12 protein-coding genes are annotated in these 15,567 nt (G+C 34.0%); 2 read left to right on the top strand and 10 right to left on the bottom strand.

All coding sequences use genetic code 11. The features are described 5' to 3' along the window. Window positions 1-6 precede the first annotated feature (6 nt). Window positions 7-2,913: a sensor histidine kinase gene (locus K8344_RS06465; RefSeq protein ID WP_237607921.1), complete on the bottom strand. Its 2,907-nt coding sequence runs from the start codon at window positions 2,911-2,913 to the stop codon at window positions 7-9. A gap of 16 nt (window positions 2,914-2,929) precedes the next feature. Beyond that, entirely contained in the window at window positions 2,930-3,685 is a 756-nt protein-coding gene (locus K8344_RS06460; protein WP_237607920.1) for a LytR/AlgR family response regulator transcription factor, read from the bottom strand. Window positions 3,686-3,762: 77 nt separating this feature from the next. On the opposite strand from K8344_RS06460, the gene K8344_RS06455 reads away from it, so the two are divergent. Then, window positions 3,763-5,325, top strand: a complete 1,563-nt coding sequence (locus K8344_RS06455; RefSeq protein WP_237607919.1) for an AsmA family protein — start codon at window positions 3,763-3,765, stop codon at window positions 5,323-5,325. An 8-nt stretch (window positions 5,326-5,333) separates the two neighbouring features. Here the strand turns inward: K8344_RS06455 and K8344_RS06450 are convergent, their stop codons facing one another. The 3 genes from K8344_RS06450 to K8344_RS06440 all read right to left on the bottom strand — a co-directional run bounded on the left by K8344_RS06450 (window position 5,334) and on the right by K8344_RS06440 (window position 9,265). Then, window positions 5,334-5,516, bottom strand: coding sequence for a CPXCG motif-containing cysteine-rich protein (locus K8344_RS06450; RefSeq protein ID WP_237607918.1), 183 nt, complete (start codon window positions 5,514-5,516; stop codon window positions 5,334-5,336). A 32-nt stretch (window positions 5,517-5,548) separates the two neighbouring features. Further along, complete coding sequence (locus K8344_RS06445) at window positions 5,549-7,273, bottom strand: patatin-like phospholipase family protein (protein ID WP_237607917.1); 1,725 nt, start codon at window positions 7,271-7,273, stop codon at window positions 5,549-5,551. Window positions 7,274-7,354: 81 nt separating this feature from the next. Continuing rightward, a complete protein-coding gene (locus K8344_RS06440; protein WP_237607916.1) occupies window positions 7,355-9,265 on the bottom strand; it encodes an ABC-F family ATP-binding cassette domain-containing protein in 1,911 nt (636 codons plus the stop codon). A gap of 92 nt (window positions 9,266-9,357) precedes the next feature. Between K8344_RS06440 and K8344_RS06435 the strand changes: the two genes are divergently transcribed. Next, window positions 9,358-9,759, top strand: coding sequence for a DUF983 domain-containing protein (locus K8344_RS06435; RefSeq protein ID WP_237607915.1), 402 nt, complete (start codon window positions 9,358-9,360; stop codon window positions 9,757-9,759). On the opposite strand, the gene K8344_RS06430 is transcribed toward K8344_RS06435, so the two are convergent. The 5 genes from K8344_RS06430 to porK form a co-directional block, all read right to left on the bottom strand. Beyond that, the gene (locus K8344_RS06430) at window positions 9,760-10,815 is read right to left on the bottom strand and encodes an NAD(P)/FAD-dependent oxidoreductase (RefSeq protein ID WP_237607914.1); all 1,056 of its coding nucleotides are present in this window, start codon (window positions 10,813-10,815) and stop codon (window positions 9,760-9,762) included. Window positions 10,816-10,922: 107 nt separating this feature from the next. Next, window positions 10,923-11,822 (bottom strand): type IX secretion system ring subunit PorN/GldN, encoded by a 900-nt coding sequence (porN, locus tag K8344_RS06425; RefSeq protein ID WP_237607913.1) that lies wholly within the window; start codon window positions 11,820-11,822, stop codon window positions 10,923-10,925. Window positions 11,823-11,841: 19 nt separating this feature from the next. Further along, on the bottom strand, window positions 11,842-13,404 hold the full coding sequence (gene porM, locus K8344_RS06420) for a type IX secretion system motor protein PorM/GldM (protein WP_237607912.1): 1,563 nt from the start codon (window positions 13,402-13,404) through the stop codon (window positions 11,842-11,844). Between the two features lie 41 nt (window positions 13,405-13,445). Next, the gene (gene porL / locus K8344_RS06415; RefSeq protein WP_237607911.1) at window positions 13,446-14,105 is read right to left on the bottom strand and encodes a type IX secretion system motor protein PorL/GldL; all 660 of its coding nucleotides are present in this window, start codon (window positions 14,103-14,105) and stop codon (window positions 13,446-13,448) included. Window positions 14,106-14,163: 58 nt separating this feature from the next. Continuing rightward, window positions 14,164-15,537, bottom strand: a complete 1,374-nt coding sequence (porK, locus tag K8344_RS06410; RefSeq protein ID WP_237607910.1) for a T9SS ring complex lipoprotein PorK/GldK — start codon at window positions 15,535-15,537, stop codon at window positions 14,164-14,166. Window positions 15,538-15,567 lie beyond the last annotated feature (30 nt).

The raw sequence follows: 15,567 nt of genomic DNA, 5'->3' as shown, positions 1-15,567 counted from the left end.
GTAGAATCAGAGAAAAAGAGTGACAGTTGTCCCAGACTCTGTATGCTCTATTTTGAGATCAGAATCTAAATTATAATTTAAAAAGTGTAATCGTTCTTTAATAAGTGAAATACCTTTTGAAGAACGTTGTGTAGGATTAGATACCTTTTTACTCCCTATTCCATTATCAGAAATTACACATTTTAGTTTATTGTCGTGCATTTGACTAATAGTAAGCGATAGTGTTGGGTTTTTTATAATGTTAGGAAATGCGTGAACAAAAGCATTTTCTAAGAAAGGTTGCAGAATTAAATTTGGAACTTCTGTATCACCAATATCAATTTTCGGATCCACTATAAAGTTTATAGTAATACGATTATCGTGACGTTCATTCTCTATCTCACAATACGTTCTTAGATAGTCTAATTCCTCTTTTAGGCTTATAAACGTACGACTAGAATTGTTTAAATTGGCTCTTACCAATTTTGAAAACTTAATCAAATAGGCCGAAGCCTTATCGTTTTCACCTATAACTACTAAATGTTGAATACTGTTTAAAGCATTGAATATGAAATGCGGATTCATTCGCGCTAATAAGGCTTCAGCTTTTAGTCTTTCAATGCGTTTATTAGTTGCAATTTCTTTTGCTGTTATTATTTGATGTTGTTTTCTTTTACGATTAAAATAAAGTGAAGTAACAAAGACTATTGCAGTAGCCACCAATAACCTAAACCACCACTGTTCATAAAAAGGAGGACTAATCGTAAATTCTAAAACAGACTTTTCAAACCACTGTCCAGTATATGTGTCATTAACTCGTACTCTTAGGTTATATTTTGCAGGCTCTAGAAAACTTAAATTTATCTCTGGCAAATCCAATTTTGTCCAATCTGAGTTATCTTTCATTTTATAACAAAACTCTAGCTTATTAGGGTATGGGTGAGAATTGGTTGAAACACTAATTTCAAGATTATTTTGTTTTGAATTTAAGACAACAGGTTGTTTCCCATATGCATAAAGAGTATTATTAACCTTTATTTGTTCTACAAATAAATCATTAATCCTGTTTCTAGAATTAACCAGATTTTTCATATCCACTTGATATTCTCCTCCATCAGAACCAAGATACAGCACATCATTATGCACATTTATTGCATGAATATTCTTTGTTATCCCCTGATCTTCATTGATAAATATTTGCTTTTCATCATTATAAAAAAGAACTCCTCCTTCCGTTACAATTATTAGCCAATCCTTGTAGGAATCTAACAACAAAATCGAATTTCCTTTAATTTCGGATCTATCAATCTTTTTTATTATTTCAAATCCCTTCTTGAAATCTACTATAAAAACATCCCCAAATTCATTTCCTATAGCTACATAATCGTTAAAAATAGCATGGTGTCTTAGTTTTTTTTCTTTCCAAATCCCGGTATCTAAAAACGACTTAAAACTTTTATCATAAGAAAAAAGACCGCTAAAAACTGAAAGAAAATAAGTGGTTGAATCTCTTCTAAATGTTCCAACAATATTTGTAGGAGTACTGGGTAGTTCTTCGTTGTAATATCTATACCTTAACGGATATTCACTTTCATAAACTCTTACTCCACGATAGGGATTAGTTTCAATTAAGTTATTATCCGATGTAAAATCAAACTCTAGCGTGTGTAAAGGCAAATACGATTCAAAGGCTCCATTTGGACGAAACTTATACAACCCAATATTTGTGTTAATCCACACGTGAGTCTGTGATTTTTTAATAGTGTAAAAAATTATATCAGTTTCAGGAGTATCATAATTTAACTCATAAAAAAAATCTTCGTGTTTAGGCAAATTGTTTTTATTGGCTTTCACAAAGGCAACTTCCTGTTGTTTAAAAAAGCTAGCATCGTAATGTTTGTTTGCTATATCTACACCATCATTGTATAAACTAATTTTATTTTGATTAAAATAATCTATTGCAATAGTTTTTTTATGACTAGATGGATAATATTGAACCATTGGATTTATGGATATCTGAAATAGTCCATTGTCTAAAGTTCCTGCGTATAATAATTCTAAAATTGGATTGTACTCGAGCACAACAAGATTTTTACTGTCTACACCATGAACCTTTTCATAAGAATTCCCATCTTCAGAAAACTTTAATAATCCTCCGTTTTCTTCAAAAACTCCCCAGGCAGCACCATAAACAGTTTTATCATTAGTAACAGCATAATCCCAAATTATAGGAAAGCCTTCCCTTTTCTTACCCACAGGTACCTGTTCGTTCAGCAAATCGGGTATAGCAAATACAGAAACGGCTCCCTTATTACTGGCAAACAAGGAGTCACCAATTCTCTCTGAATCGTAAATAAATTTATGATCACTTATTTTTTCAAGAAAGTACTCGTCATTTTCATTTGAAATTTTATAAATCCCAGTATTATAGGTAGTAGTAAACACTGTGTTATTAAACTCGAAGAATCCTGAAATACGCATTAAGGAACTTTCCTCATGGTTTAATGAAGCAACAACAGATTTTTCAGCAATATTAATTACAGAAACCCCACCACTTGTACCTACATATAAAAAGTTTCCGAATACATTTAAATGAGTAATATAGTTATTAATTAACCCTTCATCGGTATTAATAATTGTAAAATTAGATCCGTCGAAATGCGCAATTCCATTCCCATAACTTCCTACCCAAATATCTCTATTTGCATCTTCGGTTATTGCCCATATATTATTAAGTGGTAATCCGTCCTCCTCAAAATAGGTTGTTATTTTGTTATTGAGTTTTTTTACTAAACCATTATCTGTACCAACCCATAAAACACCATTTTTAGAAAGATGCAGACTTCTTACTGTATTATGGGGTAAAAAGTTTTTTGTGGAAAAATGCGTAACCGGTGGTGTTTGCGCATTACACACTAATAAATTCGTTATCAAATAAATGATAAATAAGCTATACTTTTTCAAGAACTTTATTTAAAAAATCATTTTCACGCCTATAGGAGACTTCAAGCGTGCTTCCATCGGTTAGTTTTACGGTTTTTTCTTTTTTATCATAGCTTATAACTGCGGTAAGTGCAACTATATAACTTTTATGAGTTCTAAAAAATAATGATTGTGGCAAGCGTTTCTCTACAGTCCTTAACGATTGAGAAACAACTATTTTTTTATCACCCTCAATATGAACTTCACTGTAATTTCCATCGGCTTTGATAAAGAGAATATCATTTACATATGTTAACTCAAAACCTGTAAGAGTATTGAAAAATATTCTTTTCTTCCCTTCTTCTGCCTGATCAACATAACTTCTAAGTAATGCTATTTGCTCTTTCAGAGCATTAGAATTTGATTTCTCTACAAGGTACCTCTGCATGGTTTCATACAATACCGACTCGTCTATAGGTTTTAATATATAATCGAATGCGCTATATTTAAAAGCTTGTATTGCATACCTATCATAGGCTGTGGTAAAAATAACATCGAATGTGGGGGTGGCGAAATAATTAAATAAGGCAAACCCATTTTCTTCAGGCATGTGAATGTCTAAAAAAACGAGATCTATTGAGTTATTAACAATTAAACTACATGCTTCTTTTATAGATTGAGCCGTGCCTACTACTGTAATGACATTAGAGAATTCTTTCTCAATCAATACTTTAAGTAATGAATTTGCGTGAGGCTCATCGTCTACGAGGATAATTTTTATCATAAATTCAATTTATATCTCCGAAAATATCTTTTACAAATAATCCAAAAGAAATTCGAACTTTCCTTATCTTTAGAAAAATGAATAAGGCCTTAAAGTACACAATATACGTCATTCTTGCTATTGGAGCTATAGTATTAGCATCAAATATTTATGTAAATCACTTTTTAAAAAATAAACTTCAAGATTTTATTGAAGAGCGATTACCAGAAAATATGGTTAGAGCTTATGAAAGCATTACGGTTGAAACTATTAGCGGCTCTCTCTCTATTACCAACGCGTCACTTATAATCAACAATAAAAAGGACAGTGTACAACACACTTTTGTGAATGTTGAAAAGCTCAAAATTTCTGACATCAGCTACTGGGATTATTTATTTAATGATGAAATTCACGTTGAATCCATTTCATTGGAAAACCCCATTATAGCCTACTACCAGGACAGGCAAATACCTGTAACCGACACAGTGCGAAAACCCGTCGCTAAAATTTACAAACCAATACTTATAGATCAAGTTAAAATTAACAACACCAAGTTCGTGATTTTTGAAGATGGAAAAGATTCTACAAAAGTTTACACAAACGGTTTAAGTGTAAAAGTTAGCGGAATAAGGATAGACAATAAAACAGTAACTCGTAAAATACCGCTTGATTACGAAAGTTTTGAAGCAAAAGGCGATACAGCATTTGTAAAAGTTAGTGCTTACGAAAACTTAACAGTAGAAAAATTTTTAGTTAAAAACCGCAAGGCAACTCTTAATAATATTAAGCTTAAAACAAAATATTCTAAAAGAGAACTCTCAAGAATAATTCATAAAGAACGTGATCATTTTGACCTATCATTAAATTCATTATCAATTGACAGTTTTGATTTTGGATTTAACAACAATGACTTTTTTGCTAAGAGCAAGCTTATCACACTCGACACCCCTATTTTAGAAGTTTTTAGAGACAAATTGGTTGCAGACGATCTTAAGGTTAAGCCGCTCTATAGTAAGATGATTCGCGAATTACCTTTTGAGCTGACTGTGGATTCGGTTAACATTAAAAATGCAAATATTAAATATGAAGAAAGGCAGCATATAAAAAACATGGGAGGTTCTATCAACTTCAAGAACCTAAATGCAGAAATTTCAAATGTTAGTAATACATACAAGAGTCCGGTAAAAACTAATTTATACATTTCCGCAGATTTTATGGACAACACCCCTTTTACAGCAGAATGGAGTTTTGATGTTCAGAATCTAGAAGATAGATTTTTATTTAAAGCACAAGTAGGGTCACTAGTAGCCGATAGGATGAACAGCTTTACTGAACCTAATTTAAATGTGCGTTTGAAAGGTCAAACCCATAAAACTTATTTTACTATTGATGGGAATAGTGAAACTTCAAATACCGATTTAAAAATTAATTATTCAAATTTCTCTGTTACAGTGCTTAAAAAAGATGGTAGCACAAAAAACAAATTTCTATCTGCTGTTGCTAATATTTTTGTTTCTACCAACAGTAATAAAACCAATGACAATTACCGTGAAGGCGCTGCAGAAGCAACTCGAGATAAAACAAAATCCATATTTAATTTTTTATGGGTTAGTTTGAAGAATGCTCTAGCAAAAGCAATGACAGGGAGTGGCAAGAAATAGCTCAAGATTTATTGTGATATACTTACAGCGGTAAACTCAATTAACGCTCCATCTTCAAATCTTACTTCTAATTCTAATGGATTACAGCAAATTTCACAGTCTTCTATATATTTTTGATGCCTCACGGAAGAATCCAACAGCATCGATATGCTTTCCCAGCAATGTGGACATTGAAAAAAGTGTTCGTACATAATTGGGGATTTTTAGGGTTTTATATCACTCGCTAATTTAAAAGATCATTTTCTGCTAACTCCTTCTCTATCGTTTCTTTTACGAATTTATAACCCGCATTTTTTGCGTAGAAAAAGTTTGCTAAAAACGAAAGAAACCTATTTTTAAGGAGATATTTTACAATTAAGCCTATTCTTCTTTTAATCTTAGACTTATAACGATTTTCAAATTCTGAAAAGGACATTTTTGGGAAGGGTAAGTTTTGAATATCTGCATCTTCACCGTAGGTTTCGGTATCAAATTTATTATTAAAATTTCTTAGCACTCGCATATCTGGAATTATCGGAAATAGCTTATCACCCTTTACGTCCATGGGAGGTACCGAAAACTCAAACCTCTCTTTTATTTCTGCTTTGGGCTTAATGCTTAAGCGTGTTTCTATTTCTTCGGAAGGAATTGCAAAATAATACCTTAAAAATGCTTGACAGTTTTTTCTACCTAGTTGGAAGTCATGCGCCCGAAAATCACGGCTTAGAAATCCTGCAAAACCACCTATAGGAGCAGAGGCTAAATCATTTTTACTTCTAATCCATTTTCCATTTTTCTTAATCTTTCTTACAGGTTCTATTAAAAACTTTGTACGGTCGCTTAAATCTAAAGCATCCAAAATTCCCTCTTGATTAAACATCACCTGATTTCGAAGTGACCTTAGAAGACCTTTTGCAATACTTGAAATACTTTTCCCACTTTTAGAAACGTCTTTATCCTTATTGGGGAATGGGTCTACCATAATTACCCCATACCTGCAAGCTTCAATACTTTTAGGATTCTTTTCTTTAAGTACTTTTAGGGCAATCCCATAGGGTTCGTTATTTATAACTCCACCATCAACAGAGTTAAAAGTGTAGATATCTCCTTCAGGTAGCAAGGGCTCTATCCCTTTGGATTTTTTAAATAAATATTTAGGATATCGTTTAATGTATTCTGACGATATAGCCACTTCTCTAGACCGTAAACCAATGGGAAATGCTGCAGTACTTAACGTTGCCTCTTTTAAATATTGAAGATGTTTTTTCTTTGAAACATCAAGCACGTAATACAATTCATCTTCACTTACAGGAATGCCCGATTTGTATTTATCATTTTTCAGTTTATACCTAAAAAAGCCACCGTGATTTGTTATAACCGTACCTTTTGAAGAATCTCTACTGCCGTCAAAATTCACCAAAAAGTTTATTCCGCGTAAATTGGTTGTCGTTAAGATAACATCTAAACTGTCGGAAGCGTATTTAGGAATTTTGCGCTGTTCTCGTATTCGTATTGCTTCATCGGCAATATCATCTATAGCTTTAGTATTTAACAACGAACGAACTTCTCCAAATTCTTTTAAGTCATTATCCCCTAGAAGTTTGTCTATAGTACTACTTTCTTTAGTATCCGCCATTTCTACCCAACTCCTATAAAAGATATTATCTATACCATTTGGGTTGTCTTTATTTATGCTTTTATAATTTTTATCGGCTAAAGCAAGTAGCGTGAGCGAACCCGATATACCACCCGCTGAAGAACCGCTCATTACATCAATTTCAACATGATGCATAGGTATGGAATGATCGTAATCTGGGTGATTAATACCACGGCTTCTATTTATAACTTTCGCCCTTTCCCAAAGCTCAAGAGTTTCTAATAAATAATCTATTACACCTGCAGTATATGCCCCAGCCGATACAGCACCCGCCATTGTGAGGCATAATTTGAATGTTTTCTCATTTTCCATAAGCTCGTGATTAATAAATAACTAGCTAACAAACAACAAGTTAAGACAATTAATCCAAAGAACTTATGAGTTATGTGATTTTTACGACAGGGATTCTAAGGTTTCTTGAAGCACTTCCCACTCTTCCATCAATTTTTTAAGCGACTTCTTCTTCTCTTGATACTTGTCGAAAAAGTGAGGTTTAGCAATAGTTTCTTCGTAATTAATAAGTAGTTCGGTGTCTATAGCAGCAATTTCTTTTTCTAAGGATGTTATTTTAGATTCAACATTACTTAATTTGTTTTTTGCAGATTTTAATTTCTTCTGAATTTCGTATTCTTCACCTGCCGTACGTTTCTCCTTAACTTCAGTAACAACCGTTTTCTTTTCGGCTTCTCGTAAGTTTTCTAGGTTTCTTTGCTCTAAGAAAAAATCAATATCCCCTAAATATTCTTTAATGTGTTGATCTTTAAATTCGTAAACCTTATTGGTTAAACCTTGTAAAAAGTCACGATCGTGAGAAACTAAAATTAAAGTCCCCTCAAAATTCTTTAAAGCGTCCTTTAAAACGTTTTTAGATTTAATATCAAGGTGGTTGGTAGGCTCATCCATTACCAAGACATTAAAAGGCTGTAGCATTAGTTTGGCAAGGGCTAAGCGATTTCGCTCTCCTCCGCTTAATACACGCACATATTTTTCTACTTCATCTCCTCTAAAAAGGAAAGAGCCCAAAATATCTCGAACTTTACTTCGGTTTTTCTCGTTTGCAGCATCAATCATTGTATCTAGTACAGTTTTAGTACCGTCTAAATAATCAGCTTGATTTTGAGCGAAATATCCTATCTGTACATTATGACCTAAATTAAGCTTCCCACTGTATTCGATTTCTCCTACAATAATTTTTGCAAGAGTAGATTTTCCTTGACCATTTTGACCTACAAAAGCAATTTTACTGTCTCTTTCTACTAACAAATCAATAGCGTTGAGAACCTTCTTCTCTCCATAGTTTTTTGTTATTCCTTCCGCTTCTATTACTACTTTCCCCGGGGTAACCGATATTGGAAAATGTAACGTCATTACACTATTATCATCTTCATCTACTTCTATGCGGTCTATTTTGTCTAACTTTTTAATAAGCGATTGCGCCATTGTAGCTTTACTAGCTTTAGCTCTAAACTTATCAATTAGTTTTTCTGTTTGTTCAATTTGCTTTTGCTGATTTTTCTGGGAGGCTAATTGTTGTTCTCTTAATTCATTGCGAAGAACTAAATACTGAGTGTACGGCTTGTTAAAATCGTAAATCTTTCCAAGTGAAATTTCTATGGTACGATTAGTAACATTATCCAAAAACATTTTATCGTGCGATACAATCACTACTGCCCCAGCATATCCCTTTAAAAAATCTTCTAACCATAAAATAGATTCAATATCTAGGTGGTTTGTAGGCTCATCTAACAGCAGTATATCGTTATTTTGAAGTAGTAGTTTTGCTAATTCAATACGCATTCTCCATCCACCAGAGAAGGTTTCTGTTAGCTTACCAAAATCTTCACGTTGGAAACCTAATCCTTGTAAAATACGTTCTGTTTCCCCTTGATAGTTGTACCCACCATGTATTTCATATTGATGCTGAATATCATTCAAATCTACCATTAACTGGTGATAGCCGTCACTCTCGTAATCTGTGCGTTCAGCTAATTGGGTGTTAATTTGTTCTAATCGTTTTTCTAACTTTTTAATTTCAATAAAAGCTTCATATGATTCTTCAAGAACTGTGCGACCTTTCTCAAAATCGATATCTTGTTTTAAAAAGCCTATTGAGATTTCTTTGTCAGTTGCAATCTGGCCTGTATCATATTCTTGTTCACCTGCGATAATCTTTAGCAGGGTAGATTTTCCCGCACCGTTCTTCCCAACTAACCCAACTCGATCGCCAGGTTTTAATTGAAAGGTTATTTTTTCGAACAGATAGTCTCCTTGAAAGGAAACAGAAAGATTATGAATGTTGATCATTATGTCAAAAGTGAATTAAGATATCAGGATTGTAAAATACCACTGGTAATTGTTGCAAAGATGCTTAAATTTGCGGTTCTAAAAAAACACTCATGCAATTCTTAAAAGGTTCTAAGCTTTATAGTATTTTCACAAGCAAATGTCCTGTTTGTCATAAAGGTGATATGTATATTGAAAACAATCCCTACAAGGTTATGAAGATTATGAAAATGCACGAGCACTGTAGTCATTGTGGTAAGAAGTTTAAAATAGAACCATCTTTCTTTTTTGGAGCCATGTATGTAAGTTATGCTGTTGGGGTTGCAATTGCGGTAGCTGCATTTATCATAGCATATTTTTTTATTGGACTAGATAGAAATTATGCCTTTTTAACTATCATTATAAGTTTAGCTGTTTTATTCCCAGTTATAGTAAGGGTGTCTAGAAACATTTGGATTAACCTCTTCGTGGATTACGATAAAGCCGCCGCAGAGACAAAGAATGTTAATAAATAATTATACCTTCCAATTTTTAGTCCGTCCAATATAAATTTCTTCGGTTAGGGGCTCCCCATCTTCTAAATGTTTATACAATATTTCTGAAAGTAATGGTGCCATTAAAAACCCTCTCGAACCAAGCCCGTTAAAAAATACTAAGTTTGGATTTTCTTCTAAACTTCCAAGTAGCGGTCTGTGATCTTTTGTAGTTGGCCTAACACCAGCTTCTTGACTTATTACTTCGAAGGGACAATTAATAAAAGATTTTAGTTTTGATAGTATTTCATCTTTAGCCTCTTCGGTGAGGTTTATACTATAATCATCGCGTCGGTAAGTTGATCCAACTTTGTATTTATCTTCTCCCATAGGAATTACATAGATAGGTCCTTTCAAAAGGGATGTAAGCTTTAAATCTGCAGCTTTGATAACAATATACTCTCCTTTATTCCCTATTAAAGATTTCTTAAGAAAAAAGGGATTCTCTACTACTTTTGAACCCTCTGCAAAGATTATTTTTTTGGCTAAGATGTTTTTATAAACAACGCAATTATCTTTTTGATGAAGTTGTTCGTATTCAAAATTTTCTGTAATTAATTTTTCTTTGCTTTTTAAGTATTCACGATATCCAGTAAGCAAACTTTCCGTATGAATTTGTGCGGTTCCTAATACTTCTCCAAAGCCCAAAGGAGCATCTATAGCTGGATTACTATTTTTAATAAAGGTAGAAGACAGAAATCCATCCAAATCTATTTTATCACTAGCTACAGTCCAATTATTTTGCTCTTCAATACTCTTAAAAATACGTCTAATCGATTTTTCTTCAAAAAAGTCAATTTGTATTTTTTGCGACAGCGATTCGTAAAAATTATAAGCATATGGATGAAACTCAGAGGCGTTCCAAGCAGCTGTAAAGCGCTTTAATACTGTTGGATTAAAAACACCACCAGACTTTGCAGTAGAACCCCCTATACCGCTATCTATGAGCATAAAGCTTTTGTCGTGTCGAAGAAGTTGTTCGCAAAAACAAATTCCTGCAATTCCTAATCCTACTACTATATAATCTTTTTCAACCATTCACTATTACCGATTTATATAAAATTTTGATTACCTATTAAATAATAAACCCTTCAAATTCTATATTAGAAAATGAAGGGTTTTATTAAGACTTGATAATTATAGAATTAATAATTCCACATATCTAATTCAATATTTCGAATTTGTTCTTTTATTCTATTAGATTCCATTAACTGCATAAGTGCATTATCGTTAATATAATCTTTAACATCTCTATCACCTTGAATATTATCTTCTCTATAGATTACCGCACTAAAGCGTCTTGAGTTTAACAGATGGTCAAAAGTTATTGGTTGAGAAGTATTACTTCTATTAAAGGTTCTAGCATTGTGAAGTACTTCACGAGCTCCTGGGAACCACACCCAAAATAGTTCAACTTTTGAATCTACGCCATCATCAGGAAATGCTTTAGAGCGCGCTTCATTGGCAACCGGGCAAAGACCTAACAAACGGTACTTTAATTCCCCTTGACGTTTGTCTACATACCAATAACCTCTAATTCGCCATTCTTCAATATCTCCAGCATCTAAGGTAAATCGACGAACATACTGTGGATCTACTACACCTTCAGCATTGTATTGCTCAATACCTAAATCGGTAGTATCACTATAAACTAAAGAAGTTTCTAAATCGTCTAACGTTCGTTTCTCAGTAAAATATGAATCCGCATAAACAGCATCAATTTTACCGTTTTTAATGTTTTTTACTAAAACATCGTAAAGAGAACGTCTGTCAGACCCAATGTTGTTTGTATCGATAGGATAGTACAATGGAAAGTTTACTCTCTCATTAAGATCAATAATTTCCCAAGTGGTTTTCGCCCATAATACATCACGACTATCTGTATAGCCATAAGGCAACGGCCCATCATTGTCGTAAGCGATTTGGGCTTCGGTCTTTTGACCTATTTCCTCTGGAGTTTTAGCGTTCAGAATGTTCAACTGCGCATGAGCACTAGTTGCCATTCCAAGACCTAAAACACATAAAACAACATTTCTCAAAGTCATAAAACTTATTATTTAATTTTTAATTTGTCAATTCGATAATTACAGGAGCAGTTTTCTTAAGCATCACACCACTACCCGAAACTTTAGCATTAATATCGAAAATCTGAACAGTCTCACCTCTTCCAGCTTTTCTAATTGCACTTTTAGCTGCACCATTCAGTTTCGTTCCATTTACTCGTACTGTAGGTTGTCCAGGAACTTTTAAACTAAAGCCTGAAACTCTTAGGTTAATGTCAAAATCAAAATCTTCTAATACTGCCGAAACAGATGAAATTTCTAATCCTTGACGTTGCATTCTCACTAACCCAGTTTCACCTCTAATAGCTCCAACTGGTGCAGGAATATCTTTGATTCTAAACTCAGCAGGCGTTTTAACACCTGTTCCATCAGGTAAAGTACCACTAGCAGTAATTGTTACTGTTCTTCCAGATCCTGGACGCATAACATATTTACTACCTGAAACTTTAGATAGACCTGGAGCAGAAGCGTTTACTTTATTATTTGGAATACCTGGAATAGAAACCGTCATTGGGTTGTCTACACCGCGATATACTACATTCATTTTATCTGCAGCAATTACCGCAGCATTAGGCTTTGAGATTGTTGAGAATCCTAAATCAACAGCAACCTTAGTTTCTTCACCATCTTCTAAGAAGATTAAATCTCCTTCAATTTTATGATCACCGGGAGAACCTGCAGTAATATTAAGCATTACTTTACCATTTTGGATAGAGTATTGATCTTCACTTAACGGTTTTCCATCTAGGGTAAGTTTAACGTCATTTGGCTTAGTGTTTGGATCCTTACGACCTAATACAATACTACCCTCAAACTTTTCACCTGCATAATATGCTGATTTACTAGTTTCTAACAATGTATTGTACTGAGAAAAAGATAATGCCGCAGCTTGTTGACCTGCCAACATATTTGATAAAATCTCGTTTTCAGTAGTTTTAATATCACTTTGCATTTGCGTTAGCTTAGTTCTGGAAGCCACCATAGGGAATCCTTCAAAATGATAATTTAGCCAAGGTAGTGTTACACCGTCTCCACGTTTTACAGGTTCGGTGGCAAATTTCTTAGAAACATCGGCTGCAATACTAGCATATCTCTCATTGTTACCAATAACCGAAAGAATACTATTTTTATAGTTATTTATCTGATCTAAAAACTCTTGTCCAGCTTTTGTATACTTATCACCGTTAAAAAGCTTTTGATCTAAAAAGTCCGATCTATCTTGCATTTCGTAGCTTTCAACATCTTCAGGCTTAATAGTACTCATCATCTCACTTTTAAGACCTTCTATGTAAGCATCAAACTCATCAGATATTTGACTAATCTGTTCAGCTTTTGCTTTTACTTCACCGTATTGTTCTGGTTGTTCAACAGCTTTTGACGCTAAGTTCTCCATAAAAGCATTGTTACGTGCTTCTGCTGCAGTATTAGACTCTGTTAAACGTTCATTTAATAATCCAAAAGCCGAAAGCACTTCTTTTGACATGTTCAACGCCATCATCGCGATGAATATCAAATACATCATGTTAATCATTCGTTGCCTTGGGGATAGTTTTCCTCCTGCCATTTTTATTCTATTTAAAGATTAATAATTAAGGTGAAAACCTATTAGTTTTTTGTTGACATAGCAGAAAGCATACCTCCGTAAACACCGTTTAAAGATGATAGGTTGGTGGCTAGATTCTGCATTTGCTGCTTTAGCTGTTCAGCATTTTCAGCAATTTCTTTATTTGCGTCTGTTTGACGGCTTGTTGATTCTATCTGTACTTTATAAAGACTGTTTAATGAATCCATTTGAGCAGCAGCAAGGGCCATTTCTTCACTGTATTTTTTAGTAGAGCTCATCGCTTCAGCAGTTGGTGCGATACCTTTTGCAGCGCCTTCGAAAGAACGGATGCTAGAAGACAAACTACTCATTAATTCTGAATCAATTTTTGCTTCTTTTAGCATATCATCTAATTTCTTAGACAACATTCCCTGAGTTTCCTCTGGTTGTTGGCCAACAGCTCTTCTACCTGATGTTCCAGCGGCACCACCTGCCAATTCAGGATATACTAAAGACCAATCCAATTCATCATCAACTGGTTCAAAAGCAGAAATAGCAAAAATAATTGCCTCAGTAACCAAACCAATAGTTAATAATAAGTTACCTCCAATACCAGCAATTTCAAAGTGGGTAATTTTGAAAAGCGCACCTATAATTACAACTGATGCACCAAGCCCGTAGGCCATGTTAAATAGTTTTTTGGATGATTTTGATTTTGCCATAATACTTAAGATTTAGTTGAGGGTTTTTGTTAATAATTGTGTTAGTTGTTATGTTTAATTAGCGAGCGTCGCCAAAATTTTGATTTAATACTACGTCTGTACCCATATAATCCTGTACAGTTCTGAATCCAATATAACTACGTGCAGAATCTGCATATTCGTAATCTCTAGTACTCACTTGTAGGAAGTATGCTACATCTTTCCAAGAACCACCACGAACAACTTTACGCATGTTTTTTGGGTCGTTTACATTAGGGTTCATTGTAGAGCTAAAGTCATAAGAAGAAGGGTCGTAAGAAGAAGCTACCCATTCTGCAACGTTTCCAGCCATATTATATAGGTTGAAGTCATTAGCTTCATAAGCATCTGCTTCTACGGTATAAAGCGCTTGGTCTGCAGCGTAATCACCTCGCAAAGGCTTAAAGTTAGCCATAAAACAACCTCTATCGTTTTTAGTGTAAGGTCCTCCCCAAGGGTATGTAGCCGATTCTAGACCTCCTCTAGCCGCATATTCCCATTCAGCTTCCCCTGGAAGACGGAATGAATTTACGTGGTTTTTCTTTTTAGATTTTTGATATGCATTCTTATACAAAGTTCTCCAAGCACAGAAAGCTTTTGCTTGCTTCCAGTTTACACCAACTACAGGGTAGTTTCCATAAGCTTCGTGCCAGAAATAATCGTTGTGCATTGGTTCATTGTAAGAATAATTAAAATCACGAATCCAAACAGTTGTATCGGGATAGATATTTAATTCTTCTTTTATAATAAAATCTTTTCTTCTCTTACTTCTATCTCTAGCAGCTGCTTCAATATCCATATAAGTATATTGGAAGTTAAGCTTACTTACATCGATAGTACGTTGTCCGTTGTAAGCTTCCTCTGAAGGAATATACATAGTATCCATAACTTCACTATAGAATTCGTCTGGATATTCAGCAGTATCCCAAATAAGATCTACTTTATTATTGATTTTTCTACCTGCATAGAAATCCTCTCCCATCCCAAAGTAGTTATCGTACATATACTGGTCATACGGAGTCATTTCTTCATTTTCTTGATCTAAAAATGCAAATTCTCCAATTCCACCATCACCAGGAGTTGCTCCCATTTCATCTGCCATAATAGCTAAACGAAGGCGAACAGTAGAATCACGTACCCAGTTTACAAATTGCCTGTACTCTGAATTAGTAATTTCAGTTTCATCCATATAAAAAGAACGAACAGTTACAGTTTTCGGCGGTGCATCATTAACGGCAACAAAATCATCATCACTTTTTCCCATGATGAAAGACCCACCTGGAACAAGTGTCATACCGTGAGGTTTTAGTGGATACCATTTTTTACCTTTTACCCCAACCAATTCTCCTCTATCTCCGGAGTTACAACTGAATAAAAAGGCAACGATCGCAGTTAATGCAATAAATTTCTTCATAGGTATTTTGGTTAAATTTCAATTTTAAAG

The organism is Aequorivita xiaoshiensis (assembly GCF_022008395.1).
Classification (GTDB): domain Bacteria; phylum Bacteroidota; class Bacteroidia; order Flavobacteriales; family Flavobacteriaceae; genus Aequorivita; species Aequorivita xiaoshiensis.
This window is presented reverse-complemented; position numbering and strand designations above follow the sequence as displayed.

Bases quoted from the DNA above. Each gene is read 5' to 3' on its own strand.
- K8344_RS06460 (WP_237607920.1), bottom strand. From the start codon at position 3,685: ATGATAAAAATTATCCTCGTAGACGATGAGCCTCACGCAAATTCATTA.
- K8344_RS06455 (WP_237607919.1), top strand. From the start codon at position 3,763: ATGAATAAGGCCTTAAAGTACACAATATACGTCATTCTTGCTATTGGA.
- K8344_RS06450 (WP_237607918.1), bottom strand. From the start codon at position 5,516: ATGTACGAACACTTTTTTCAATGTCCACATTGCTGGGAAAGCATATCG.
- K8344_RS06445 (WP_237607917.1), bottom strand. From the start codon at position 7,273: ATGGAAAATGAGAAAACATTCAAATTATGCCTCACAATGGCGGGTGCT.
- K8344_RS06440 (WP_237607916.1), bottom strand. From the start codon at position 9,265: ATGATCAACATTCATAATCTTTCTGTTTCCTTTCAAGGAGACTATCTG.
- K8344_RS06435 (WP_237607915.1), top strand. From the start codon at position 9,358: ATGCAATTCTTAAAAGGTTCTAAGCTTTATAGTATTTTCACAAGCAAA.
- K8344_RS06430 (WP_237607914.1), bottom strand. From the start codon at position 10,815: ATGGTTGAAAAAGATTATATAGTAGTAGGATTAGGAATTGCAGGAATT.
- porN (WP_237607913.1), bottom strand. From the start codon at position 11,822: ATGACTTTGAGAAATGTTGTTTTATGTGTTTTAGGTCTTGGAATGGCA.
- porM (WP_237607912.1), bottom strand. From the start codon at position 13,404: ATGGCAGGAGGAAAACTATCCCCAAGGCAACGAATGATTAACATGATG.
- porL (WP_237607911.1), bottom strand. From the start codon at position 14,105: ATGGCAAAATCAAAATCATCCAAAAAACTATTTAACATGGCCTACGGG.
- porK (WP_237607910.1), bottom strand. From the start codon at position 15,537: ATGAAGAAATTTATTGCATTAACTGCGATCGTTGCCTTTTTATTCAGT.